Annotated in this window: 1 pseudogene; it reads left to right on the top strand. The window is 72.6% G+C overall.

From position 1 onward, the window contains the following. Positions 1 to 401: pseudogene (locus I6F37_RS43150) on the top strand (3-phosphoshikimate 1-carboxyvinyltransferase); the annotation flags it as partial.

Raw genomic sequence — 401 nt, 5'->3', positions numbered from 1 at the left:
GGCGTGGGCCTGCGCAACATCCAGCCGGCCGCCGACGGCGCGCCCATCGACTGTCGCAATGCCGGCACGCTCGCGCGCCTGCTCGCGGGCCTGCTCGCCGGGATGCCGTCGGGTCGCACGTTCGAGCTCGTCGGCGACGAATCACTCTCGCGTCGCCCGATGGCGCCCATCGCCGATCCGCTCAACGAGCTCGGTGCCAAGGTCGAGCTGGCAACCGGCGACACGCTCCCGATGCGCGTGACGAGCGGCGGTCCGCTGCACGGCGGGACGGTCGAGCTGACCGTCGCGAGCGCACAGGTGCAATCGGCGATCCTGCTCGCCGGCCTGGGTGCGGAGGCGAAGACGAGCGTCGTCGAGCCGGCGGTATTGCGCGACCACACCGAACGCATGCTCCGCAGGGC

The organism is Bradyrhizobium sp. NBAIM08 (assembly GCF_020193935.1).
Classification (GTDB): Bacteria; Pseudomonadota; Alphaproteobacteria; order Rhizobiales; family Xanthobacteraceae; genus Bradyrhizobium; species Bradyrhizobium yuanmingense.
The sequence above is the reverse complement of the archived record's forward strand: the minus strand, read 5'-3'. Positions and strand labels throughout refer to the sequence as shown.